The sequence below is a fragment of the Flavobacterium sp. CSZ genome (assembly GCF_015350725.1).
Classification (GTDB): domain Bacteria; phylum Bacteroidota; class Bacteroidia; order Flavobacteriales; family Flavobacteriaceae; genus Flavobacterium.
The window spans coordinates 25,481-48,178 of record NZ_JADKPQ010000015.1; the positions used below are offsets into that span (position 1 = coordinate 25,481).

At 34.0% G+C, this 22,698-nt stretch carries 23 protein-coding genes and 1 tRNA gene; 9 read left to right on the forward strand and 15 right to left on the reverse strand.

All coding sequences use genetic code 11. From position 1 onward, the window contains the following. Window positions 1-91: 91 nt before the first annotated feature. Both IRZ78_RS17105 and IRZ78_RS17110 read right to left on the reverse strand, forming a co-directional pair. Entirely contained in the window at window positions 92-1,462 is a 1,371-nt protein-coding gene (locus tag IRZ78_RS17105) for a hypothetical protein (RefSeq protein WP_194617697.1), read from the reverse strand. Between the two features lie 780 nt (window positions 1,463-2,242). After that, window positions 2,243-2,316, reverse strand: a tRNA-Ala gene (locus tag IRZ78_RS17110). Between the two features lie 136 nt (window positions 2,317-2,452). On the opposite strand from IRZ78_RS17110, the gene IRZ78_RS17115 reads away from it, so the two are divergent. The 4 genes from IRZ78_RS17115 to IRZ78_RS17130 all read left to right on the forward strand — a co-directional run bounded on the left by IRZ78_RS17115 (window position 2,453) and on the right by IRZ78_RS17130 (window position 4,794). Then, window positions 2,453-3,217: an enoyl-CoA hydratase/isomerase family protein gene (locus IRZ78_RS17115; RefSeq protein ID WP_194617698.1), complete on the forward strand. Its 765-nt coding sequence runs from the start codon at window positions 2,453-2,455 to the stop codon at window positions 3,215-3,217. A gap of 96 nt (window positions 3,218-3,313) precedes the next feature. Further along, on the forward strand, window positions 3,314-3,490 hold the full coding sequence (locus tag IRZ78_RS17120; RefSeq protein ID WP_194617699.1) for a hypothetical protein: 177 nt from the start codon (window positions 3,314-3,316) through the stop codon (window positions 3,488-3,490). A gap of 31 nt (window positions 3,491-3,521) precedes the next feature. Beyond that, on the forward strand, window positions 3,522-3,974 hold the full coding sequence (locus IRZ78_RS17125; protein ID WP_194617700.1) for a 6-carboxytetrahydropterin synthase: 453 nt from the start codon (window positions 3,522-3,524) through the stop codon (window positions 3,972-3,974). 79 nt (window positions 3,975-4,053) lie between these two features. Next, the gene (locus tag IRZ78_RS17130) at window positions 4,054-4,794 is read left to right on the forward strand and encodes a UDP-2,3-diacylglucosamine diphosphatase (RefSeq protein WP_194617701.1); all 741 of its coding nucleotides are present in this window, start codon (window positions 4,054-4,056) and stop codon (window positions 4,792-4,794) included. A gap of 3 nt (window positions 4,795-4,797) precedes the next feature. Here the strand turns inward: IRZ78_RS17130 and IRZ78_RS17135 are convergent, their stop codons facing one another. The 10 genes from IRZ78_RS17135 to IRZ78_RS17180 form a co-directional block, all read right to left on the reverse strand. Further along, window positions 4,798-6,006 (reverse strand): cytochrome c3 family protein, encoded by a 1,209-nt coding sequence (locus IRZ78_RS17135; RefSeq protein ID WP_194617702.1) that lies wholly within the window; start codon window positions 6,004-6,006, stop codon window positions 4,798-4,800. Window positions 6,007-6,089: 83 nt separating this feature from the next. Beyond that, a complete protein-coding gene (locus IRZ78_RS17140) occupies window positions 6,090-6,446 on the reverse strand; it encodes a hypothetical protein (protein WP_194617703.1) in 357 nt (118 codons plus the stop codon). Between the two features lie 115 nt (window positions 6,447-6,561). Next, on the reverse strand, window positions 6,562-7,425 hold the full coding sequence (locus tag IRZ78_RS17145) for a carboxypeptidase-like regulatory domain-containing protein (RefSeq protein ID WP_194617704.1): 864 nt from the start codon (window positions 7,423-7,425) through the stop codon (window positions 6,562-6,564). A gap of 46 nt (window positions 7,426-7,471) precedes the next feature. Next, the gene (locus tag IRZ78_RS17150; RefSeq protein WP_194617705.1) at window positions 7,472-8,395 is read right to left on the reverse strand and encodes an alpha/beta hydrolase; all 924 of its coding nucleotides are present in this window, start codon (window positions 8,393-8,395) and stop codon (window positions 7,472-7,474) included. A gap of 3 nt (window positions 8,396-8,398) precedes the next feature. Further along, on the reverse strand, window positions 8,399-9,679 hold the full coding sequence (locus IRZ78_RS17155) for an MFS transporter (RefSeq protein WP_194617706.1): 1,281 nt from the start codon (window positions 9,677-9,679) through the stop codon (window positions 8,399-8,401). Next, window positions 9,669-11,369 carry a single-stranded-DNA-specific exonuclease RecJ gene (recJ, locus tag IRZ78_RS17160; RefSeq protein WP_194617707.1) on the reverse strand — a complete coding sequence of 567 codons (1,701 nt, stop codon included), beginning with the start codon at window positions 11,367-11,369 and terminating at the stop codon, window positions 9,669-9,671. The genes IRZ78_RS17155 and recJ overlap by 11 nt, the downstream gene beginning before the upstream one ends. Before the next feature lie 16 nt (window positions 11,370-11,385). Then, window positions 11,386-11,880, reverse strand: coding sequence for a hypothetical protein (locus IRZ78_RS17165; RefSeq protein WP_194617708.1), 495 nt, complete (start codon window positions 11,878-11,880; stop codon window positions 11,386-11,388). Between the two features lie 8 nt (window positions 11,881-11,888). Next, window positions 11,889-12,233, reverse strand: a complete 345-nt coding sequence (locus tag IRZ78_RS17170) for a HopJ type III effector protein (protein ID WP_194617709.1) — start codon at window positions 12,231-12,233, stop codon at window positions 11,889-11,891. Window positions 12,234-12,337: 104 nt separating this feature from the next. After that, the gene (gene rsmI, locus IRZ78_RS17175; RefSeq protein ID WP_194617710.1) at window positions 12,338-13,069 is read right to left on the reverse strand and encodes a 16S rRNA (cytidine(1402)-2'-O)-methyltransferase; all 732 of its coding nucleotides are present in this window, start codon (window positions 13,067-13,069) and stop codon (window positions 12,338-12,340) included. A 125-nt stretch (window positions 13,070-13,194) separates the two neighbouring features. Further along, window positions 13,195-14,274: a hypothetical protein gene (locus tag IRZ78_RS17180; RefSeq protein WP_194617711.1), complete on the reverse strand. Its 1,080-nt coding sequence runs from the start codon at window positions 14,272-14,274 to the stop codon at window positions 13,195-13,197. A 237-nt stretch (window positions 14,275-14,511) separates the two neighbouring features. Between IRZ78_RS17180 and IRZ78_RS17185 the strand changes: the two genes are divergently transcribed. The 4 genes from IRZ78_RS17185 (at window position 14,512) to IRZ78_RS17200 (ending at window position 16,338) form a co-directional block, all read left to right on the forward strand. Further along, window positions 14,512-15,102: a thymidine kinase gene (locus tag IRZ78_RS17185; protein WP_029270718.1), complete on the forward strand. Its 591-nt coding sequence runs from the start codon at window positions 14,512-14,514 to the stop codon at window positions 15,100-15,102. A gap of 25 nt (window positions 15,103-15,127) precedes the next feature. After that, entirely contained in the window at window positions 15,128-15,565 is a 438-nt protein-coding gene (locus IRZ78_RS17190; protein WP_194617712.1) for a hypothetical protein, read from the forward strand. A gap of 103 nt (window positions 15,566-15,668) precedes the next feature. Beyond that, window positions 15,669-15,929, forward strand: a complete 261-nt coding sequence (locus IRZ78_RS17195; protein WP_194617713.1) for a DUF6364 family protein — start codon at window positions 15,669-15,671, stop codon at window positions 15,927-15,929. A gap of 1 nt (window position 15,930) precedes the next feature. Continuing rightward, a complete protein-coding gene (locus IRZ78_RS17200) occupies window positions 15,931-16,338 on the forward strand; it encodes a PIN domain-containing protein (RefSeq protein WP_194617714.1) in 408 nt (135 codons plus the stop codon). Between the two features lie 59 nt (window positions 16,339-16,397). Here the strand turns inward: IRZ78_RS17200 and rpoN are convergent, their stop codons facing one another. The 3 genes from rpoN to IRZ78_RS17215 all read right to left on the reverse strand — a co-directional run bounded on the left by rpoN (window position 16,398) and on the right by IRZ78_RS17215 (window position 22,168). After that, window positions 16,398-17,858 carry an RNA polymerase factor sigma-54 gene (gene rpoN / locus IRZ78_RS17205; RefSeq protein ID WP_194617715.1) on the reverse strand — a complete coding sequence of 487 codons (1,461 nt, stop codon included), beginning with the start codon at window positions 17,856-17,858 and terminating at the stop codon, window positions 16,398-16,400. Between the two features lie 136 nt (window positions 17,859-17,994). Further along, the gene (gene asnS, locus IRZ78_RS17210; protein WP_078006881.1) at window positions 17,995-19,443 is read right to left on the reverse strand and encodes an asparagine--tRNA ligase; all 1,449 of its coding nucleotides are present in this window, start codon (window positions 19,441-19,443) and stop codon (window positions 17,995-17,997) included. A gap of 340 nt (window positions 19,444-19,783) precedes the next feature. Continuing rightward, complete coding sequence (locus IRZ78_RS17215; protein WP_194617716.1) at window positions 19,784-22,168, reverse strand: MMPL family transporter; 2,385 nt, start codon at window positions 22,166-22,168, stop codon at window positions 19,784-19,786. Between the two features lie 179 nt (window positions 22,169-22,347). Here IRZ78_RS17215 and IRZ78_RS17220 point away from each other — a divergent pair, with 179 nt between their 5' ends. Then, window positions 22,348-22,677 carry a multidrug efflux SMR transporter gene (locus IRZ78_RS17220; RefSeq protein ID WP_194617717.1) on the forward strand — a complete coding sequence of 110 codons (330 nt, stop codon included), beginning with the start codon at window positions 22,348-22,350 and terminating at the stop codon, window positions 22,675-22,677. Window positions 22,678-22,698: the final 21 nt, after the last annotated feature.

Consider the following 22,698-nt stretch of genomic DNA (forward strand, 5'->3'; position numbering starts at 1 on the left):
TGATTTTCTAAAATGTTTCAATAACCAATTGATAGCTGGTTCTTGATTTCTTTATTTTAGAATTTTGTTTAACGGTTGGGCTTATTAATCTTTATTTTATGGATTTAAAAAGCGTTTCAATTGTCGATGTTTTTTGGTTGAGTACAATCAATTGACTTTTATCATTTAATAAAATCATGTTTGTAAATTCCTTGTTGGCGTTAACTTTCCAGTTTTTTAATTCTGGAAATTCACGTTTTAACAATTTTATCTTTTCGGTACTATTTTTTGAAATAATAACCACTTTTGTGAGCGATGTTTTTTTCATTTTTTCAATACTATTTTCTGTAATTTCATATTCTCCTTCGGTTCTGGAACGATAACGGTACAATTTTCTTATGGCGTTTATGTCTTCGATATTTTCAGTAAGAACATAACGATAACTCATTATATTATCAAGTTCATTTATCCAGTTTGGGAAGTTGGTTTCATAAAGATTGATGTAGTGGTCAATGAAATTTTTATCCATTTGTTTCTTTTGATCAATATATTCTGTAACCAATGGATAGATTTGTTTTGCCATCAGGTTAATATATTTTTTATTATACCAATCTCCAGAGTCAATTTGTCCATCTAATTTTTCGTAAACATAGCCATTTCCTAATGCGGTTGCCAAAGCTTCATTCATGAGTTGATAGGCATAATTACTGCATTTTGATTTGCTTTCTTTAAAATAGCGATCAATTTCTGTTTTTACTTCAAGCGATTGTTCGTCGTAAATAATATGATAGGTTTCGTGAAGCATGACACTAAATAAATCTTTATGCGATTTTAAGTCTGTTTGTACGGCGCTTATAAAATTGTTGCAAAATGCTTGAGCTGTAAATCCTTGAGAATTTGGCAGTGGATAAAAAGCTATTTCGAAAGGAATTGAATTGTCCCAACCTGAATTATAGAATAATAACCCCACTTGAAAATAATTTTCGATAGTATGATCGTTCGAATATTTTATTATTTCCCCGACTTGCTTTTCGAATTTTTCTTTATTTGGGTTGTAGATTAGTTCGTTGTAAATTGGCGTAAATTCTAACATGGCTTCGGCAAATTCATTCAATGTTTTACTAGGAATAAAACCGATGGAACGAACTTTAAAATCTGTTAGATTATTGGTTTCAATAAGGTTTTTTTGTACGAGATCTTCTGTTTGCATAGTCTTTTTAGAGCCAAAAGGATATTCGTCAAACCGATAACTGTAATAAATATTTAATTTGTCAAAGTTTGAAATGATCGTTTTATATTTCTCTATGTTGTATTTGGATTTTTGGAACTCAGTTTTGAAAACATTTTCAGGGTAATTTTCAGAAAGATTTTGTAGAAAAACAAAAACAGCTAACTGTTCAGAATATTTAATTTTAAAAGTTGCTTTTTGTGCAAATGCTAATGTCGTTAAAAATAAAAGTGAGAGTAAAAATTTATTTTTCATTCGGTTTGTTTTGGTTTATGTTTTTGGTTGTGTCTTTTGTAAATAAAGCAAATGTTCTCTTATGCTAAATTTTATGCTACTTATTGTAAAATATCGACGAATTGTTTAAAGAATTGTTACAGAGGTTAAATTAAGATAATTTGATGAAACGTAAGAAGTTAAATTTTATCTTTTATAAAACAGGCCTAATTGAAACAAGTTTTGTCGCGAAAAGAATGTAGTAGAAATAAAAAAAGAAATTATTCTAGTTTTCTAAAGCTTCTTTTTTTTGCGATATACCAATTTTTCAGGACAATTATGAAATTTGAAATGAGAACAATAAAAATGATCTGGATTAATTTTATAGTTATAAATTCTGAAAGACCATCCATGATATCCGGAATTTGATTGTTGTATTTCTTTGACCAGAATTGGATATAATAAAAAGCGTAGCCCACAAGCTAAAAAAGAAAAGTTTAGGATAAAGCAGTAATGGGAAGTTCTTGTTTAGGTAATAAAAAATTCCTAAAAGAATAAAGATGGGAATAAATGAGTAACATAAATACATTATCAATACTCCACTCAGTAAGGAGTTTAACTGAAAACTATGATTTTTTTGATATGTAAAAAAAAGACCAATAACTATTATCAATTTTATTTAGAGAAAAGTAGATTCAATTATCTGTACAAAGATTTTACCTTCGTTTTTATCTTCTTCCATTTGATAATTCGTTTGTATTAAGACTTTTTCTTTTTTGAATATAAAAAAACCGTATCACAATGAAGTAATACGGTTTTTTGTGGAGAATACCGGATTCGAACCGGTCACCCCTTGCCTGCCAGGCAAGTACTCTAGCCAAATGAGCTAATCCCCCTTTTTAGTGAGCTTTAAGAACTAATCCCCCAAAGCGATAGCAAATAAAGTCAATTAATTTTCAAAAAACAAATTTCAAATCGCGTTCAGGCAAAATTATTTTTCAAAACCGTAACTTTACGATCAAATCTATTTTTATGAGTTTAGAAAATCAAAACGGTTCTTTACAAACTATTTCCAATAATGTAGTTGCAACAGTACAATTTGGCCATCCGGCGAGTAATTCTTTTCCAAGAGAATTGTTGGATCGATTAACAGCCGAAATCAATTCTTTAAGCCTTAACGAAACTGTTTCTGTTATTATCTTGCAAAGCGAGGGATCCAGGGTGTTTTGTTCCGGTGCTTCGTTTGATGAACTTCTGCAAGTAGAAAATGAGGAGCAGGGAACAGAATTTTTCTCTGGTTTTGCGCATTTGCTAAATGCTATGCGCAATTGTTCTAAGCTTATTATTGGCCGTGTTCAGGGAAAAGCTGTTGGCGGTGGTGTCGGCATTATATCGGCTTGCGATTATGTCTTGGCAACTCCTGAAAGTGCTGTAAAATTATCAGAATTAGCTATTGGTATTGGTCCGTTTGTGATTGAGCCTGCCGTTTCACGCAAAATAGGAAAAGCTGCAATGGCCGAAATGACTTTGGCAGCGCATGAATGGAAATCGGCAGAGTGGGCATTAACTAATAAATTGTTTTCTGAGATTCATAATGCAGAAAATCTGGATACTGCTGTTGCAGACTTTGCTCAAAAATTGAGTTCTTACAATCCTGAAGCTTTACAAGAAATGAAAAGAATTATTTGGGAAGGAACGGAGCATTGGGAATCTTTATTGATCGAACGTGCCTCGATTACCGGGAAATTGGTTTTATCTGATTTTTCGAGAAAGGCTTTAACGCAATTTAAAAAATAGAATTCCAAATAGGAAATTCCAAATTCCAATAGTATTGAGTTCGCTATTGGAATTTGGGATTTAAATATTGGAATTTTTTAGCTTAAAATTATCAATATGTTTATCATTTCATTATTTCAGCACGTAGATGTTGCAGAGAAAATAAAAACCGCTCCTGATGGCAGTTATCAGATAGGAGTTATCATCGGATCGTTTATTCCTTTCGTCGTTTTAATAGGAATTGCGTATTGGATGTATAACAGAGCTAAAAAAAGAGATGAAAACGGTTATTAATTTGTAAATTTGCAACCTAAAATTCAAATCGATGAGTAATATCAGAATTACAAAGCAATTTAGTTTCGAAACCGGGCATGCTTTGTACGGTTACGATGGAAAATGCAAAAACGTTCACGGGCACAGTTATAAATTATCGGTAACGGTTATTGGTTCGCCAATCACGGATCGATCGAATGTAAAATTCGGAATGGTAATTGATTTTTCGGACTTAAAGAAAATTGTAAAAGAAGAAATCGTCGATCAGTTTGATCATGCAACGGTTTTTAACGAAACTACGCCGCATATCGAATTGGCTAATGAATTGAAAAATCGTGGTCATCATGTAATTTTAGTAGATTATCAGCCAACAAGCGAAAACATGGTGGTTGATTTTGCAGATAGAATCATTGCGCGTTTGCCAAAAGAAATCTCTCTTTTCTCTCTTAAACTTCAGGAAACAGAATCATCGTTTGCAGAATGGTATGCAAGTGATAATGTTTAGAAATTCCAATTTTTTTAAATTCCAAATTCCAAGTTAAGAAACCTAACTCATAACTCGTAATTCCTAACTCATAACTTCAATGAAGAAAGTATATTTCGCTTCTGATCAGCATTTTGGTGCTCCAACGCCTGAGTTGAGTTTGCCGCGTGAACAAAAATTTGTGGCCTGGCTGGATGAGGTGAAACAGGATGCGGAAGCTATTTTTTTATTAGGTGATTTATTCGATTTTTGGTTCGAATATAAAACAGTTGTTCCAAAGGGTTTTGTACGCGTTCTGGGCAAATTGGCTGAAATTCGTGATAGCGGAATCCCGATTTATTTTTTCGTGGGAAATCACGATTTATGGATGAACGATTACTTTCAAACTGAATTGAATATTCTGGTGTATCATGATAATAAGGAATTTACTTTTAACGGAAAAACATTCCTGATTGGTCACGGTGACGGAAAAGGTCCCGGCGATAAAGGATATAAGCGGATGAAAAAGGTATTTACAAATCCGTTTTCGAAATGGCTTTTCCGTTGGTTACATCCCGATGTTGGCGTAAGTTTAGCCCAATATTTATCAGTTAAAAACAAATTGATTTCTGGTGCCGAAGATGTAAAATTTTTAGGCGAGGAGAACGAATGGCTGGTTTTATACGCCAAACGCAAACTCGAAACCCAACATTATAATTATTTTATTTTCGGACACCGTCATTTACCTATGATAATAGAAGTAGGACAAGATGCCAAATATGTAAATCTGGGCGACTGGATTGGTTATTTTACTTATGGAGTTTTTGACGGAGACACTTTTGAACTTAAAAAATTCGGGTAATAACTATTTTTTATTGCCTGAATAAATCCCGATTTTGTGTGTTCTTAAAATATAATTCGACATTTCTTTGCTGTTCGAAATTTGAAATTTAATAGCATTAGACATCTTCTTAGGCATATGGCATTCTACACAATTATTAGCCAGTAAACTTCCTGACATTGTTTTTAGCGTTGTTGCATTGTGTTTTAAATCCTGATGACAGCTCACGCAAATTTTAGAATAGGAGGCTAAATTTTTAGAAGCATTTTCATGTGGATTATGGCAGGTAATGCAATCCATTTTTTCGCTTTTGATGAAACATTTGCTTTGTGACATTAAGCGAAATTGATTTCCATGTACATCAAATGTTGTGTCGTTAGGATTTCTGGTACTTCTGTAAAATTCAGATAAATTATCTCCGGGCTTAAAATCAAAACGGGATTTTATTTTCATTCCGTCATTTCCGGAATGACAAAGCGCACAAGCATCTAACTTTTGTTGTCTGTTTAATGTTTTATAGCTTACAATGCTGTTGGCTACTTTTATGTTTGGATTTTTCAGATGAAAATCAGCATGTTTTTTAGCAGGTCCGTGGCAACGTTCACAATCAATTCCGTAAACAATTGTTTTTTTATCAATTACATCTTCAACTTCTGCAGATAGAAAATTTACCTCTTCAGGGTTCTGATTTACACTTCTGCTGCTTATGTTCGAACTATGACAGGCATAGCAATCTTTTACAACCTTTCGGTCAAAATAAGGTTTATCAGCTGGAAATCCCGGACTTGTTGCCCAGCTATTTATAGCGTTATAATAAGAAAGTGGTAATTCGTAGGTATTGTTGTCTCGCCAATAAACCGATGTTTGCGCATTCTTAGTGCCAAAAACTATTTCAAAGCGATGTGCCTGAACTTCCTTTCCGTTTTTATATAGAACCTGATATAAACTGTCATTGCGTTTTTCCATGACCAGTTTAGTGTCTTTGTCGTAAATAAAAGTGTGATTTTTTTCGTCGAAATCGCCCAGAACATTTCCTGAAATGGCAGGTGCAGTTGCTTTAAAGTGAGCACTTTTTAAAGCCATATCGTATTGTGTCTTATGGCATTGAATACAGCTTTCTGAACCCGCGTAATCAGGACCTCGCGGATCAATATATTCGTCGGATTCATTATTGCAGTTCGAAAAGAAAACTGCCAAAACTATAAGGATAAAAAGTATTCTGGTTTTTTTCATTGCTGTAAATATACTTTTTTTTGAAGAAAATCAAAATATATTTCAATAATGAAAAAATGCTGTTAAAATATTTAGAATGTTTCTTAATTTAAGCCAACTCCATAAACATATTCGTCAAGCTCAATTCTGAATAAAGAACCTTCGACCAAATCTTTAATCGATTTTAATTCTTTTACAGAAACTGCTAAATCTATCGCTGCACACGGAGTTTTAAGTAGAAATTTGTGACATGAGTTTTTTAATTCACAAGCTTCACAACAAGCATTTTCAATCATGCTGTCCTCGATTAAATCACAAAAATAATTTAATTCCTGTACTGTAAAATAGAATCCTGTTTCCTTAAAAACCAATTGTATTTTATCAGTTATAATTTCGTTGTCCTTTTTCCAATAAAAGGCGATACCGAAGTTGTTGTGGTATAATTGTTCTATTTCTCTCATTATAAATTCCTTTATTTTAACAAATATAAATATTATTTATATTAATTCTAAATAAAAAAATCATAAAAAAGATTTTTTTTTGTTAACCGATAATTAGGGTATAAATTAAATGCTGCTATTGGCACATTGCGTTGAGGTAGAAAGTCAGACTCTGGGCGCTTTTGTACCAATTGCTCATGTTCTTTTCTCTGTAAAAACTGGTTTCGGTAGCTGACATGGCTGTCGAAATAGCAAAGAATTTGCTTTTTTCATTGGTTTTTACACTTTCAATCCATTGAATTGTTACGGCAACATCTCCCATTTCCTTATCAAGATAAATATCAAAAGGTTTTAAATCTAAAGTGTATAAACCCAGAAACCCATTTTTTACTTCAAAAATAATATCCTTATTCACAATGAGGTTGGTTGGCAGGTCGTTTTCTATTTTGTAAAAATTCAATCTGAATTTGACTGATTTGAATTCGTTTGTAGTAATATTAAAATTAAAATCACTCAACTTACAGTCTTTTTTGATTTTAAATTTCATTCCTTTTTCGCGGCTTAACCGGTCATCAACATCTTTATCAAGAGCATAGTAAAAATTAGAATGCATTAGTGAAAGGCCTTTGGCACTTCTGCCAAATTGTTTGGGTTTAGGCTGTTTGAACTTTATAACAACTTCCTTCAGCATGTTATCTGAAGGTTCTAAAAGGATCAGATTATTTTCTTGCTTTAATTGATTTACAATTATTTTTTTAGAATTATAACCCACGTGCGAGAATACAATGGTGTCATTAGCACCAACTTTATCGTTAAGTTTTAAATTGAAAATTCCCTTTGAACTTGAAACCGTTCCTGCATTTTTATTGTTGATGCCAATATTTACATATTCTAAAGTCGAATTGGTTTGGGAATCTTTTATTTCGCCGGAAATGGTTTTTTCCTGTGAGAATGAGTTAAAAGCAATCAGAAATAAAGGTAAAAGTTTCGTGAATTTCATTTAGAAAATTTCTTATAAAGAAATGAAAATCCATTAAAAACCAAACTTACTTTATCCAATTTTTAACATTTGAAAGAAACTCTTTTTGTTGGTCTACAAAGAGATAATGTGAGCAATTCTCCAATAAAGCAAAATGATTTTTACCGGCTAAATTCCTGATAGAATTAATTTGTTCTGTTGAAAACACACCATCTTGTTTGCCGTAAATCGCATAAATAGGAATGCCTTCGGCTTTTATTTTTTTTATAGATGATCTGGTGTCTATATTGTTTTTCTTTTCGTTTTGATAGAAAAGTAGGGGAGCATTTTTATTTCTATTGTTGGTTTTAAAAAAATCACTTGCATCATAATCAGCGTATAATTTTTTAGATTCTTCAGTTGGATGTGGCATTTTAAAGAAATTATTTTCACCCGCCAATTCAAAACATCCTTTTCGATATTCAGCCGAATTTTTATTAAGATTTTCTACAAGAGCCACTTTGTCGAGTTTGGCCAAATCATTCTTTTTGGTATATATTTTTTTAACCGAATCCAGAATATGATTATACGTTTCCTGCTGCGAAAATAAAGCTCCCGCAAGAATCAGGGCATTGATATTCTGAGGATATTTCTCAGCATATAAAGTCGCAACCAGTCCGCCAAAACTGTGAGAAAGAAGTGTGGCTTTTTTGAGATGGTACGTTTTATAAATAGAATTTAAATCCTCGAAAGCTTCTGCATAAGTAAATGTAGCATTAGGGTCTGTAGATCTTCCTTCGCCTCTTCGATCGTAAGCAATGACAAAAAAGCCTTTCTTCGAAAGTTGTTCAGCAGTATTACTACCTTCAAAAAGTGTAGCATTGCCACTTGGACCGCCGTGAACAAAAATAATAGGTTTGTCATTTTTGTTTCCGTAGGTTTTGATGTAAAGTGTTTGGCTGCTAACGAAGAATGATATGGAAAGCAACGATAATAAAAATATTTTCTTCATTTGCTATTCCATGTTTTGATGATCTTCCATATCCTTATTAAGATCTAATTTTGTAAAGGTTGGCGATTTTAATGCCGTTACAATAACAGTCAAAAGTGTAACACTTCCTCCAAAAACAACAGAAGTTACAGTTCCCATTAATTTAGCCGTTGCACCACTTTCAAAAGCACCTAATTCATTAGAAGATCCAACAAAAATTGAGTTTACAGCACCAACTCGTCCGCGCATATGATCGGGAGTTTTAAGCTGTAAAATCGTTTGACGAATTACTACAGAAATTCCGTCAGCAAGTCCACTTAAAAATAAAGCAAAAACCGAAAGCCAGAATGACGTAGAAAGACCAAATAAAATTATCGATAATCCGAAAACAAATATGGCTATTAAAAGTTTCTTTCCTGCATTTTTATATAAAGGCACATAAGCAGAAACTAGCATGGTAATAAAAGCTCCTACTGCAGGAGCAGCTCTTAAAATACCAAAACCTTCAGCACCAACTTTTAAAATATCCTGAGCAAAAACAGGCAATAACGCAACAGCACCACCAAAAAGTACTGCAATCATATCAAGCGATAATGCACCTAAAACAATTTGGTTTTTAAACACGAAATTTAAGCCTTCTGCAAGACTATCTTTTATCGATTCTCCAATCTTTGGATTTGTGATGGGTTTTTTACTGATTTGTGATAAGGCAATTAAAGAAAGAATTGAGAATCCAAAAACCAGACACATTGACCAGTGAACTCCAATCCAGTTAATTGAAAATCCAGCCAGCGCCGGCCCCATAACAGCTCCGATTTGCCAAACCGAACTACTCCATGTAGCCGCATTTGGATATGCTTTTTTAGGAATAATCAACGATAGAAGAGAGAAGATAGTTGGCCCAAGAAAAGCTCTAACCAATCCGCCTAAAAAAACTAATGTATAAATCGAATATAAAATAACTGTTGGAGATAAGTCGCCAACAACTTTTGGCCAGGTCAATAAAAACAATCCAAAACTAATTACAGAAAATCCCAGAATACATTTTACCAATAATCCTTTCTTTTCCTTTTGATCCACAATATGTCCGGCAAATAATGCCATACCAACAGCGGGAATAACTTCCATTAAACCAATAATTCCTAATGAAAGAGGATTTTTAGTTAAACTGTAAACTTCCCATTCGATCACGATAAATTGCATAGCCCAGGCAAAAACCATGGCAAAACGTAATATTAGAAATACATTAAATTCTCTGTAACGCAATGCCTCATAAGGATCTCGCTTGTTTGTTTTAGTTGTCATTTGTTCTAATGTCTTTAAGCATAAGTTGGGTAGAAACGCTGCCGTTCCATTCGTTTTCAGCCAATGAATACGCTAATTGAAAAGGATTTTGATTTTTTACGATGTTTATTTTTTTTCCCAGTCCAAAACCTATGGCGGCAATTCCGTCTGAATTGTTCTGTTTTATAAAAAGTCTCAAATGTTCGTCTTCTGAACCCAAAGTTTTGGCATAACCCGTGTCTTTTGCGTCTTTGGTCATAAAAACAGGCGTCATATTCAAAGGGCCAAAAGGTTCAAATTGTTTTAAAATCCGAACAAGTTTTGGAGTAATGTCACTAAAATTAATTTCGGCATCGACTTCGATTTCCGGAGTTCGCATTTCGGGTAAAATGGTTTCCTCGACTTGTTTTTCGAAAGCGTCTTTAAATGTTTTATAGTTTTCGGCTTTGAGGGTCATTCCTGCAGCGTACATATGGCCTCCAAATTGTTCTAAATGTTGTGAACAGGCATCAAGGGCATTATACACATCAAATCCTTTTACAGATCTTGCAGAAGCGGCATATTTATCGCCGCTTTTTGTGAAAACCAAAGTGGGACGATAATAGGTTTCGATTAGCCTCGAAGCTACAATCCCGATCACGCCTTTGTGCCAGTCTTCCTGAAATACTACGGTCGAATATCGGTCTTCTTCCTGATTTTGTATAATTTGCTGAAAAGCTTCTTTGGTAATTTGTTTGTCCAGATCTTTTCGGTCAGAGTTGTATTGTTCTATTTCGGATGCGAATTGTTGTGCTTGTTCGAAATTAAATTCCGTCAATAATTCAACCGCATGATTTCCGTGTTTGATTCTTCCGGCAGCATTTATTCTTGGTGAAACAATAAAAACAACATCAGTAATATCCAATGTTTTCTTTTTGACCTGATGTACCAGAGCTTTAATTCCCGGTCTCGGATCTGAGTTGATAACCTGCAATCCAAAATAAGCCAAAACTCTGTTTTCACCTGTAATCGGTACAATATCGGCCGCAATTGCTGTGGCAACTAAATCCAGATACGGAACTAAATTTTCTATTGTTTCGTTTCTGTTTGTTCCTAAAGCCTGAATCAATTTAAAGCCGACTCCGCAACCGCACAATTCATCATAAGGATAGAAGCAATCTTCTCTTTTTGGATCCAGAATCGCAACCGCATCCGGAAGAAATTCTCCGGGTCTGTGGTGATCACAAATAATAAAATCGATGTTTTTTTCTTTCGCGTAGGCGATATGATCGATTGATTTTATGCCGCAGTCTAAAGCAATGATTAGCGAAAAGCCGTTATCATCGGCAAAGTCAATTCCTTTAAAAGAAATTCCGTAACCCTCGGCATAACGATCCGGAATATAAGTGGCAATATTAGGATAATGCGATTTTAAATAAGCCGAAACCAAAGAAACGGCCGTTGTTCCGTCGACATCATAATCGCCAAAAACCAAGATGTTTTCCTGATTTTCGATGGCCAATTCTATTCGGGCAACCGCTTTGTCCATGTCTTTCATCAAGAACGGATCATGGAGATGTTCTAACGAAGGGCGAAAGAAATTTTTGGCATCTTCGAAAGTTTCAATGCCACGCTGAATCAAAAGGGTTGCTACAAAATCTTCTACATTCAGGGCTTGCGCCAAATGTTTGACTTTATCTTCAGAAGGTTTTGTTTTTAATGTCCAACGCATTTTTTTATTGTAGATTTTATAGTGTTGATTTTAGATTATCGAAACTGCTATTTATTAAAATTAATAAATCCTCAGGGTTTTTATTTTGACTTTTGAAATTATAAAACTCATTATTCATCGATTTGTCTATTGCTTTTCCGTTGCTGATTTTAATTAAATACGGATAGCCTTTTCGGTCAGAAACGGAAGCTGCCAGATGAGAAATGTATTCTTGAATGTATTTAGATCTTAAAATTTTACCTTCCAAAAAAACAGGTTCAATATCACCTGAAAGATTTGGTATTATATTTTTTTCAATATAGTGATGGTTATTTTTTCGATTGGTGTAGCAAAAGAATTTCTTTCCTTCAATGGATAATAAATAATTATGATATCTTTTTTTGAACCGTTTTCTTTGAAAAAAATCAAAGGCTAAATAAACTAAAATTATAGGAAGAAATAATACAGGTAAAAGAATGCCAATTATAAGCAGAAATAGTCTAGTTGGGATTTCTTTTAATGTTTCCTTCATTTATAACTTTATTTCAGTTCCAAAGCATTTCCTTCAAATTTAATTCCGTCCCAGCCTAGATTGATGAAATTTCTAATGTTTTGGTGATTCGTTCCGTTTGGGTCTCCTAAAACTTCTTCGAAATAAAAAGCGCCAAAACAGGCTAACGTTTCTTCTTTTGTCAAGTTTTGCAATTTCGCAAAAGAAAACAATTTACAAGAACCAGAATTTTCTCCGGCTGCATTATGCTGCGTCCCGTTTTGGAAAGCAGTTGGAGTAAAATTGTAATTTTCCTCGATTACTGCAATAGTTTCCGGGAATGTTATTTCGTTTGGAGTTTGTTTTACTTTTTCTAAAAAGGCTTGTATGCTCATGTTGTTGGATATTAGTTTTTTGCCACGAATTTCACTAATTGAACACGAATTTTAATTTAAGTTCGATCTCTAATTCGGGAAATTAGTGAAATTCGTGGCGAAAATTATTCTTTTTCTGTTTCTTCTTCATCCTTAGAAAATTTACTTTTCTTCGGTTCTTTTGTTATTGTTTTTCCGGCAACGACTACGACAATTTCACCGCGTGGCGCTGTTTTTTCAAAATGAGTTAAAACTTCTCTCGCGGTTCCGCGTACGTTTTCTTCGTGTAGTTTTGATAATTCTCGTGAAACGCAAACTTGTCTGTCTTCGCCAAAATATTGGATAAACTCAGCCAAAGTCTTAACGAGTTTATGTGGCGAAACGTATAAAATCATCGTTCTTGTTTCTTCGGCTAAAGCCAAAAAACGAGTCTGACGTCCTTTTTTATCAGGCAGGAAACCTTCAAAAATAAACTTGTCATTTGGTAGTCCGCTGTTGACCAATGCAGGAACAAAAGCAGTTGCACCAGGCAAACATTCGACTTCGATTTTATTTTCGACACAAGCGCGTGTCAATAAAAAACCCGGATCTGAAATTGCCGGAGTTCCTGCATCCGAAATCAAGGCAATAGTTTCGCCGGCTTTCAAACGTGCAATCAAATTCTCGGTAGTTTTATGCTCGTTGTGCATATGATGGCTGTGCATGTGCGTGCCAATTTCAAAATGCTTCAACAATTTTCCACTCGTTCTGGTGTCTTCCGCCAGGATCAAATCGACTTCTTTCAGAATCCTGATAGCACGAAAAGTCATGTCTTCAAGATTGCCAATAGGCGTTGGAACGATATATAATTTAGACATAATTTTTCGCTATTCTATAATTTAATTAGAACACGAATTGCACTAATTGACACAAATTTCAGGTGTCTTTAAAAATTTAGCAAAGAAAAAATTCGTGCTAATTCGTGTAATTTGTGTTTTACTTTTTATGAGAATTTCTTCTCTACAATTCCCAGGAAACGTTCTGCATAATCGTCTTTTCCGTCCCAGTTGTTGTAATCTGGTTTTACCATGTTTTCTATAAACTCCTGCGCTTCACCGTAAGAATCAAAAGTCAATAACTGATTAAGAACACGGCTATAATCTTCAGAACTGTTTCCGAAAAGGTTTTTGGTGAAAGCAATTCGGTCATTTAGATCAATATGGAAACCTTTTGCCAGCTTTTCGTTTAAAGTAACGGCTTTTGGTTCTGCTGGTTTTTCTATAACAACAGTTTCGATGATTTCTTTTTTCTCTTTAAATTCATTGATCACCGGAGTAGGAGTAGAAGCAACGTTTTCAAAACTATCTACTTTTACAAACTGGGCATCGGCATAATTAACGCCAAAATCCTCAAACGAGATGGTAATAGGACTTGGTTTTGAAATCTCTGATTTCGGTTCTTCTTTTTCAGGTTCTTTTTCCTCTGGTTTTTCTAATTCAAAAAGAGGTACAAAATCCGGTATTGGTTTTAAATCGCTAACGGTTGTAAAAGAAAGTTCCTCAACTGTTTCAGTTTTAGTTTCAGCAATCGGTTCTTCAATTTTTTCAGCAACAGGTTCTTCGATAACTTCAGCAATTGGCTCTGCAATAGTTTCCGGAATTATTTCTTCAGGGATTTCTGCAACAATTTCTTCTACGGCAGCTTCTTCTGAAACAACTTCTTCTACAGCAATTTCTTCTGTAATGATTTCTTCGGCAGCTTCTTCTGCTTTGATTTCTTCTGTAACTTCCGATTCAGCTATAGTTTCAGTTGAAGTTTCTTCGACTGCAATTGGTTTCTCGATTTTAACTTCTGCAGGAATTGTTTCTTCTTTATCAAAAATAGATTCAATTTCAGAAGTAATTTCGCTGTGACCAATTGTTGGCTTCAAAGTATCGAAATTTTCGTCTACAAACTTTAAAACCGCTAATTTCTCATATAATTTCTGCGTTTCAAGATACAATTGATTGATATCGGATTTGTTTTTAAGCTTTAAAATTCGATGTGCAATGCTGATTAAATCGGCTTCCAATTTTTTTTTCATAACTGTTGAAATTATAGTGAATAGGGTATTTTAGTATATTTTGTATTTGAATGTCTTTATTCCTGGTAGAAATCTAAAAGATATTTTTTTATTTCTGTTAATAAGCGTTTGCGAATCTCCGATTTGATAAAAATTTTCTACTTTTGAAAAAGTGAAAAAACAGCTGTTTTTCACGTCGATTTATTACCAGTACAAAGTAATAAAAACTATTCATTTTTAAAGGTAGAAAAATACAAAATGTTTCTCGAAAATACAGTAAATCACAAAGAACAATTTGGTTGGATTGAAGTTATTTGTGGATCAATGTTTTCGGGTAAAACCGAGGAGTTAATCCGCAGATTAAAACGCGCCCAATTTGCCAAACAAAGAGTCGAAATTTTTAAACCCGCAATTGATACCCGTTATCATGACGAAATGGTAGTGTCTCATGATGCTAACGAAATTCGTTCTACTCCGGTTCCGGCTGCTGCCAATATTGCTATTTTGGCACAAGGTTGTGACGTTATCGGGATTGATGAAGCGCAGTTTTTTGATGATGAGATAGTTACAGTTTGTAATGATCTTGCCAATCAGGGGATTCGTGTGATAGTTGCAGGACTTGATATGGATTTTAAAGGGAATCCTTTTGGTCCAATGCCGGCACTTATGGCAACCGCCGAATATGTAACTAAAGTTCATGCCGTTTGTACCAGAACAGGAAATCTGGCGAACTATAGTTTCAGAAAAACAGATAATGATAAGTTAGTAATGCTTGGTGAAACTGAAGAGTATGAGCCTTTAAGCCGCGCAGCTTATTATAATGCAATGAAAAAAAGCCAGGAAAAGTAATATTCAATTAAGTTTTAGTAAACGTATGGAAGAAAAACAAAGTAAAAGGAAGCAAAATATCCTACTATTAATTGGAATTGGAATCGCATTGGTGCTGGTTGCTTATTTTCAGTTTTATCTTTCTAAAAGTGTCAAGGAAGTTAATACCGAGGTGACAGAACTTATTGCAAAATATAATAAAAACTGCCCACTGACAATTCAGGAAGGCATTCGTTTAGACAGTGTGAGTTTGCCTGAGGAAAGAACTGTTCAGTATAATTTGACGTTGCTGAATGTAGAAAAAGAAAAAGCAGAAATCAATATCATACAGGAAGAGATCGAAAAAAGCTTAATAAGTACCGCTAAAGCAAATCCGGGGCTTCAGGTTTTTAGAGACAATGATTATACTTTGATTTATAATTACTACGACAAAAAGAAAGTAGCTTTGTTTAAAATAAGAATATTACCTGATCAGTATAAATAACCTGATGTTTGAATATAAAGAAAACCCAACAGATTTTGAATTTGTTGGGTTTTGTTTTGTACGGACAAAATTATTATATTTGTACGTATTAAATTATGAAGTCATGGATGCGAAATTAACATTGAAATTAGATAAAAGTGTAATTGAAAAGGCTAAAATTTACGCGGCTAAACATAATCATAGTTTATCACTTTTAGTTGAAAATTATCTAAAAGCAATTACTGAAACTGAAAAAAAAGAAAATGCAAAAGAGATTGAAATAAGTTCTTTTGTAAAAAGTCTAACATTAGGTAAAGGGCAGATTCCAGTGGATTTTGACTATAAAAAAGAGCGTCAGGATTATTTGTCTCAAAAATATAAGTAATATGAATTTATTTTTAGATACAAATGTTTTAATCGATTTGATTGATAGAAGAGAACCTTTTTATAATGATATTGCTATAATTGCTTCAAGGGCTGAGAATAAAGAATTTAAATTATCAGCTTCTTCTTTGTCTTTTGTGAATGCAGTTTATGTGGTTTCCAGGAATGTTGAAGAGAAATTGGTTTTAGACGCTTTAAAAAAGTTTAGAATTATATGTGAAGTTTCTAACATTGACGAAATTGTAATTGACAAAAGTTTAATTTCAAACTTTAATGATTTCGAAGATGCAGTTCAATATTTTAGTGCTTTACATCATAAATCTGAGATTATACTAACCCGGAATAAAAAAGATTTTAAAAACTCGGAAATTCCAATAATGACTCCTTCTGAATTTCTTGCTTCTTTATAAAACAACAGACCCGACAAATTTGAAATCTGTCGGGTCTGTTGTTTTATGGAGCTTTGATTTTAAATCTTCTTTCTCATTCTCGCTACGGGAATATCAAGCTGTTCACGGTATTTTGCGATAGTTCTTCTGGCAATCGGATAACCTTTTTCTTTTAGAATTTCTGCCAGTTGATCGTCTGGTAAAGGTTTCTTTTTGTCTTCTTCTTCAATCGTATTTTTAAGAATCTTTTTGATTTCTAAAGTCGAAACATCTTCACCCTGATCGTTTTTCATCGCTTCAGAGAAAAACTCCTTGATTAATTTTGTTCCGTATGGCGTTTCAACATATTTACTGTTGGCTACACGTGAAATTGTCGAAATGTCCAAACCAACCATATCTGCAATGTCTTTTAAGATCATTGGTTTTAGCTTGGTTTCGTCGCCATCTAAGAAATATTCTTCCTGATAATGCATAATCGCATTCATCGTTACAAAAAGGGTTTCCTGACGTTGTCTGATCGCATCGATAAACCATTTAGCCGAATCCAGTTTTTGTTTGATAAACTGAACCGCATCTTTTTGAGCTGATGATTTATCACGAGAATCTTTATATGTCTGCATCATTTCCTGATAATCCTTAGAAACGTGCAGGGAAGGAGCATTTCTTCCGTTTAAAGTCAGTTCCAGTTCGCCGTCAACAATTCTAATCGCGAAATCAGGGACTACATTTTCCGTTACTTTATTGTTTCCGGTGTAAGATCCTCCTGGTTTCGGGTTTAGTCTTTCGATTTCGTGAATCGCTTTTTTAAGCTGTTCGTTCGAAACACCATATTTTTGAAGCAGTTTGTCGTAATGTTTTTTGGTAAAAGCATCAAACTGATTTTCGATAATATCAATTGCTAAATCAACATATTCAGTCGGGGTTTTATGCTTCAATTGTAATAACAAACATTCCTGCAAATCACGCGCTCCAACCCCTGAAGGTTCCAGTTCGTGAATAACCTGAAGCATTTTCTCGACCATTTTCTCATCTGTATAAATACCCTGAGTAAAAGCCATATCGTCAACTATATCCGGAACGCTTCTGCGGATATAACCCATATCGTCAATACTTCCAACAAGGAATTCCGCTATTTCGCGTTCTTCATCATTCAAGATAAAAGTATTCAGCTGATTGATCAAATCCTGATGAAAACTAATTGGTGAAGCAAAAGGAGTTTCTCTTTCTTCATCTTCACTATAATTATTCACCTGAGTTTTATAATCCGGAGTATCGTCGTCGCTTAAATATTCGTCGATATTGATGTCATCTGCTTCGATTCTGTCAGATTCTGCATCATCATAATCGTCGTATTCTTCATTTGCGAATTCATCCGCTTCGTATTCGTCTTCTTTTCCTGCTTCAAGAGCCGGATTTTCGTTCATTTCTTCTAATAAACGTTGTTCAAAAGCTTGCGTAGGCAATTGAATTAACTTCATCAGCTGAATTTGCTGTGGAGATAATTTTTGAGATAATTTTAAATTTAAAAATTGCTTTAGCATTTATTTTCGTTAAAAATTTCAAGTTTCAAGTTTCAGGTTGCTGAACGTGCAACAACATGAAACTTGAAACCTGAAACAAATTTTACTATTTATTAAAACTTAGAATCTTAGTAACTCAGTACCTTAGAATCTTATATTAAAATTCTGCATTTCCAGGAGTTCTCGGGAAAGGAATTACGTCTCTAATGTTTGTCATACCTGTTACAAACAATACCAAACGCTCAAAACCTAATCCGAAACCTGCGTGAGTTGCAGAACCAAATCTTCTGGTATCTAAATACCATGATAATTCTTCTTCGTCGATTTCCAGGGCTTTCATTTTTTCGATTAGAACATCGTAACGCTCTTCTCTTTCAGAACCACCAACGATTTCTCCAATTCCAGGGAAAAGGATATCCATTGCACGAACCGTTTCTCTTCCCGGTTCAGTGTTGTCGTTCAAACGCATGTAAAACGCTTTAATATTTGCGGGGTAATCAAACAAGATTACCGGACATTTAAAGTGTTTTTCAACCAAATAACGCTCGTGTTCTGATTGTAAATCAGCTCCCCATTCGTTGATGATATATTGAAATTTTTTCTTCTTGTTTGGAGTTGAATCTCTCAAAATGTCAATTGCTTCTGTATAAGAAACACGTTTGAAGTTGTTCTCCAAAACGAAGTTCAATTTCTCCAATAAAGCCATTTCGCTTCTTTCTGCCTGAGGTTTTGATTTTTCTTCGTCTAAAAGTCTTCCTTCTAAAAACTTCAAATCATCCTGACAATTGTCTAAAGCATATTTAATTACGTACTGAATAAAATCTTCAGCCAAATCCATGTTGTCATCAAGATTGTTGAAAGCAACTTCCGGCTCAATCATCCAGAATTCTGCAAGGTGACGAGAAGTATTAGAGTTTTCAGCTCTAAAAGTAGGTCCAAAAGTATAAATCTGACCCAAAGCCATCGCGTAAGTTTCACCTTCTAATTGTCCTGAAACTGTTAAGTTCGTTTCTTTTTCGAAGAAATCTTCTTTATAATTTACTTTTCCGTCTTCAGTTCTTGGCGTGTTGTCAAAAGGTAAAGCCGTAACTTTAAACATTTCTCCAGCGCCTTCAGCATCAGATCCGGTAATGATTGGCGTATTTACGTATACAAAACCTTTTTGTTGAAAATAGTTGTGAACCGCAAACGACAATACCGAACGCACACGCATAATCGCGCCAAACATATTAGTACGAACACGTAAATGTGCATTTTCGCGCAAGAAATCTAAACTAGGTTTGTTTTTTGGCTGTATTGGGAATTTTTCTGCATCAGAATCTCCTAAGATCTCCAGTTTGTTTACCTGAATTTCGTATTTCTGCCCCGCACCTTTACTTTCGATCAAAGTACCAATTACAGAAATAGCAGCTCCGGTAGTAATTCTTTTTAAAGTTTCATCCGGTGTATTTTCAAAATCAACAACACATTGTATATTATTAATGGTAGAACCGTCATTAAGAGCGATGAACTGATTGTTTCTAAAAGTTCTCACCCATCCTTTTGCATTAACCTCCTGAAGCGTCGTCGTACTGTTTAATAAGTCTTTAACTTTTGTGTGTTTCATTTTATATATAATATTGAAATTAAATTATTTGTTGTGTAATAACTGCAAATATAAACGATAATAATTAAAATTAGAAGCTGTTTCCCGCTATCCGCTATATCTTTTTCTTGCTAAAGGAGCAAGAAAAAGGATACCGCTGCTATGGGGACTAGGGCAATCGTTTTCAAAAGAGCCTAATCTTATTTTTGTCATTGCCAGGAACGAAGCAACCTCAGGACTAAAAGCAGTAATTAATTTAGCAAGTGTGATTGCTTCGTTTCTCGCAAAGATCAAGCTTGTCTGTCAACCTTAGTCAAAGTTTTAAACCCTTAGTCTAAAGTTTTGTAATATTTAATTCGTGCTAATTGGTGAAATTCGTGTTTCCCTCCAAATTCTCCAAATCCTCTTTCTTAGCTTTCTTTTTCTCAAAAGTCAAAACCAAAGCTGGTAAAACCAATAAATTCGCGAACATCGCAAACGCCAATGTACAAGAGATTAATCCACCAAGCGCAATTGTTCCGCTAAAGCTTGAAAGCGTGAAAGTAGCAAAACCTAAAATCAAAACTACCGAAGTATAAAAAGTACTGATTCCCGTTTCTCTTAAAGCACTGAAAACAGATTTTTTAACCTTTCCGTTGCTCTGAATTAAATCATGTTTGTATTTCGCCATAAACTGAATCGCATTATCTACTGAAATACCAAATGCAATACTAAATACCAAAATAGTTGAAGGTTTTAACGGAATCCCAAAATAACCCATTAATCCGGAAGTAATGCAAAGCGGTAAAATATTTGTAATTACAGATGCCATTACCATTTTGAAAGATCTGAACAAGTACAACATTAATCCTGCAATTACCAAAATCGCAAAAATCAATGACTCGATTAAGTTGTCTACAAGATAAGAAGTTCCTTTCTGGAACACCAATGCTTTTCCTGTCAAAGTCACTTCGTAACGATCAGCAGGGAAAATTTCAGCAATTTTAGAGCGTAATTTTTTCTCTACTCTTGCCATTTCCTGCGTTCCGATATCTTTCATGAAAGTCGTGATTCGGGCATATTGTCCAGTCGAATCTACGTACGATTTCATTAAATTGTCTTTACTGTTTTTTGTTGCATTCTTTGCATACGACAAAATAAAAGTCTGTTCCTGCGAAGTGGGCAATTGATAATATTCCGGGTTTCCGTTATAGAAAGCCTGTTTCGAATATTTAACCAAATTTACTACAGAAACCGGTTTCGATAATTCAGGAAGTTCAGCAATCGTGTTTTGCAATTCATCCATTTTTTTCATCGTCGATAATTTCATAACACCTTTTTTGTGTTTGGTGTTAATCATTATTTCAAGAGGCATAACGCCGTTGAATTCTTTTTCGTAAAATAAAATGTCTTTATAAAATGAAGCACTTTTTGGCATTTCACCAATCAAACTTCCTGAAACTTTCATTTGCGAAACCCCAATTACACTAAAAACCAAAAGTAAACCGTAAATCGTATAAATTACTTTTCGTTTGTTTTTTACCACATTTTCAACAAAATTCAATAAAGTCGAAATGTAAGTTTTGTTCAAATGGTATAAGTGTCTTTCTCCCGGAATCGACATAAAACTGTATACAATTGGTACAATTAAAAGTGTAAGTAAATAAACCGAAATCACATTGATGGAAGTCACTAATCCAAATTCAAAAAGCAAATCATTACCCGTAATCATAAACGTTGCAAAACCTATCGCAGTCGTTAAATTCGTCATTAAAGTCGAAACTCCAATTTTAGATATAATACGCTGCAAAGCTTTTGCCTGATTGTTGTGTAGTTTTATTTCCTGCTGGTATTTATTGATCAGGAAAATACAATTCGTAATCCCGATAACGATAATTAATGGCGGAATAATAGCCGTTAGAATCGTAATTTTATAATGAAATAATCCAAGTGTCCCAAAAGACCAGATTACACCAATGATTAAAATACAAATAGAAATAAAAGTAGCTCTGAACGAACGGAAAAAGAAAAAGAAAATCAATGAAACCGTGAATAAAGCCGCGCCAATAAAAAGCCCGATTTCACCTTTCATATTATCCGCATTAATCGTTCTGATGTACGGCATTCCGGAAACTTTTAGATCAACTCCTGTAGTTTTTTCGAACTTATCAATTTTCGGAACCAGGTTTTCAAGAATAAAAGTCTTTCTTTCCGGTGTATTTACAAGTGCTTTATTGATGTAAATTGCCGAACGAATACTACCACTTTGTTTATTAAACAATAATCCTTCGTAAAAAGGTAAATTGTGAAACAAATCATATTGTATCTTCTTTAAGTACCCAGGATCAAGCGCTTTCTTTTGATCAATAAACGGAGTAAGGACAAATTTTTCGTTAACAGTATCTTTTTCCAGTTTCTTTAAATCATTCAAAGAAACAACCAAATCTACTTCTTTAGAATTTTTTAAACCTGTCATTAATTCATTCCAGGCCGCGTAGTTTTTAGGTGTAAAAAATTTCGGATCCTGAAACCCAATTACTACTAAATTTCCTTCTTCACCAAATTTATCAAGAAACTGTTGGTATTGTTTATTTATGATATGATCTTTAGGAAGCAAGTTCGCTTCGGTATAAGTCATAGAAAGGTTTTTCCATTGATAACCAAGGAAAATCGTTAAAGCAGATAGGATTACTAGTATTATAATTCGGTTCTTAAGTATGATTCGGGCTAGTTTTTCCCAAAATCCAACTTGTACAGCGTTTTTCATAAATTCTTTAAAATGGATGCAAATGTAGTGAAAAGTGCTCTAAATCATAAATAATCGATTGTATTTTACTTAATGTTAACACAAAATGCGCACTTGATATTTGTGATATATTTCTCTCTTTTTGTGTTTTAATGATCAGCTTTTCTCATATTTGTACGTAATTTAAAAATGAGACGAAAATGAATTGGATTTTATTAATTATAGCAGGACTTTTTGAAGTAGGGTTTGCTTCTTGTTTAGGCAAAGCCAAAGAAACAACAGGAATGATCTCCACATATTGGATGGTTGGTTTTTTTGTTTGTCTTTCGATCAGCATGGTATTATTGTACAAAGCCACGCAAGTTTTACCCATAGGAACCGCTTATGCCGTTTGGACAGGAGTTGGCGCCGTTGGAACTGTTCTAGTCGGGATTTTAATTTTTAAAGAACCGGTAACTTTCTGGAGAATATTTTTTCTTTCGACTTTAATTGCTTCGATCATTGGGTTGAAGTTTGTTTCTAGTCATTAGAAAATTGGCCCACGGGTTTTG